The organism is Gluconacetobacter liquefaciens (assembly GCF_003350405.1).
Classification (GTDB): domain Bacteria; phylum Pseudomonadota; class Alphaproteobacteria; order Acetobacterales; family Acetobacteraceae; genus Gluconacetobacter; species Gluconacetobacter liquefaciens.
The window spans coordinates 1-2,518 of record NZ_QQAW01000025.1 but is presented as its reverse complement, the minus strand read 5'-3'; the positions used below and the strand labels follow the sequence as shown (position 1 = coordinate 2,518).

The window sequence follows — 2,518 nt, the reverse complement described above, 5'->3', positions numbered from 1 at the left end:
CTGCTCGTAGCTGCTGACGGTGTGCGCCTGTTCCTTCACCATGCTGCCTTTCCCCCTGCCCGCCGAACTCAGCCGAACCGGCCGGTGATGTAATCCTGGGTGCGCCGCTCGCGCGGGGCGGTGAACATGCGGTCGGCACTGTCCACCTCGACCAGTTCGCCCATGTAGAAGAACGCCACCCGATCCGCGCAGCGCGCCGCCTGCTGCATGTTATGCGTCACGATCGCGATCGTGAACTCGCCCTTCAGCTCGTCCAGCAGTTCCTCGATCCGCGCCGTCGAGATCGGGTCCAGCGCGCTGGTCGGCTCGTCCAGCAGGATCACCTCCGGCCGCGTCGCGATCGTCCGCGCGATGCACAGCCGCTGCTGCTGCCCGCCCGACAGCGCCGCCGCCGACGCCCCCAGCCGGTCCTTCACCTCGCCCCACAGCGCCACCCGCCGCAGCACGTCCTCCACCCGCCCGTCCATCTCGGCACGCGACAGCCGCTCGTGCAGCCGCACCCCGAACGCAATGTTCTCGTAGATCGACATCGGGAACGGCGTCGGCTTCTGGAACACCATCCCCACCCGCGCCCGCAGCACGTTCAGGTCGAGGTCCGACGACAGGATGTTGCGCCCGTCGAACAGCACCTCCCCCGTCGCCCGCTGGCCCGGATAGAGGTCATACATCCGGTTCAGCACCCGCAGCAGCGTCGATTTCCCGCAGCCCGACGGCCCGATCATTCCCGTCACCCGCCGTGCCGGGAAATCCATCGTGATGCCCTTCAGCGCGTGGTTCGCCCCATACCAGAAATCCAGCCCCCGCACCGCCAGCGCCGCCGCATCCTGCATCACCGTCCCATCCATAAATCGTATTCCCAACCTGTCAGGTTCAGTGTCAGCGTCCGGAACCGGCCTGCCGGCTCCACAGCCGCACCAGCACGTTCAGCGCCAGCACCCCCGCCGTGATCAGCAGCGCCCCCGTCCAGGCCAGTTGTACCCAGTCGTCATAGGCCGAGCCCGCATATTGATAGATCGCCACCGGCAGGCTCGCCATCGGCGCACCGGGGTCCAGCGACCAGTTCATGTTCCCCAGCGACGTGAACAGCAGCGGCGCCGTCTCGCCCGACACCCGCGCCACCGCCAGCAGGATGCCCGTCAGCACGCCACCGCGCGCCGCCCGCAGGCACACCTGCAACACCACCCGCCATTTCGGCGCCCCCAGCGCATAGGCCGCCTCGCGCATCGTCAGCGGCACCAGCCGCAGCATGTCCTCCGTCGTCCGCACCACCACCGGCACGAACAGCACCGCCAGCGCGATCGCCCCGGAAATCCCCGAGAAATGCCCGAACGGCATCACCAGCAGCATATACACGAACAACCCGACCAGGATCGACGGCGCCGACAGCATCATGTCCGACACGAAGCGCACGATATCCACAACCCGCCCGTCGCGCGCATATTCCGACAGATAGATCCCCGTCAGCAGCCCCACCGGCGTGCCGATCGCCGCCGCGAAGCCGGTCTGCACCAGGCTGCCCACGATCGCGTTCGCCAGCCCGCCATTGCTCCCCGGCGGCGCCATCACATGCACCAGCGTGCCCCATGACAGGCCCGGCAGCCCCCGCACCAGCAGCGTCAGCAGGATCGACCCCAGCGCCAGCAGCACGATCGCCGTCGCCGCGATGCTCAGCCCCGTCGCCACCCGGTCCACCAGCCGCCGCCGCAGCGCCAGCCCGCCGGGGCGGTTCCACCCCGCCCCCACGGCCGCACCCGTGCCGGCCGCACCGGCCTCCATCACCGCACGCTCCATCTCAGGCCCCTCCACGCCGCAGCAGCAGCCGCGAACAGGCCAGCGTCAGGAACGAGATCACCATCAGGATGAACCCCAGCGCCAGCAGCGACGCCAGTTTCAGGCTCCCTGCCGGGCTCTCGGGAAATTCCAGTGCGATCAGCGAGGCGATCGTGTTGCCCGGCGAGAACAGCGACCAGCCGATCCGGTTGGTGTTGCCGATCACGAACGTCACCGCCATCGTCTCGCCCAGCGCCCGGCCCATCCCCAGCATGATCCCGCCGATCAGCGCCGGCCGCGACCAGGGCAGCGTCACGCTGCGCATCACCTCCCACCGCGTCGCACCCAGCCCATACGCGCTCTCGCGGATCTGCGCCGGCATCGCCACGAACACGTCGCGCATCACCGCGCACACGAACGGCGTCACCATCACCGCCAGCACCAGCCCCGCCGTCAGCATTCCGGTCCCGTAGGGCGCCCCCTGGAAGAACATGCCCACCCCGGGAATATGCCCCAGATGCAGCCGCGCCCACGGCTGCACGTAATGCGCCATCACCGGCACGATCACGAAGAAGCCCCACATCCCGAAGATGATCGACGGCACCGCAGCCAGAAGCTGCACCGCCATCCCGATCGGCCCCGCCACCATCGCGGGCGCCATCTCCACCAGCCAGAACGCAATCCCGAACGCCAGCGGCACCGCAAACACCAGCGCCAGCAGCGTCGTCATCACCGAGCCGAACACCGG

The 2,518-nt window shown here is 68.9% G+C and carries 3 protein-coding genes; all 3 read right to left on the bottom strand.

Features of this window, described 5'->3' with window-relative positions:
- Positions 1-68: 68 nt before the first annotated feature.
- On the bottom strand, positions 69-845 hold the full coding sequence (pstB, locus tag C7453_RS18535) for a phosphate ABC transporter ATP-binding protein PstB (protein ID WP_114729660.1): 777 nt from the start codon (positions 843-845) through the stop codon (positions 69-71).
- A gap of 31 nt (positions 846-876) precedes the next feature.
- Positions 877-1,791 (bottom strand): phosphate ABC transporter permease PstA, encoded by a 915-nt coding sequence (gene pstA, locus C7453_RS18530; protein WP_245949154.1) that lies wholly within the window; start codon positions 1,789-1,791, stop codon positions 877-879.
- A gap of 1 nt (position 1,792) precedes the next feature.
- Positions 1,793-2,518: phosphate ABC transporter permease subunit PstC (pstC, locus tag C7453_RS18525; protein WP_114729659.1), on the bottom strand; the 726-nt coding region annotated here is incomplete at its 5' end.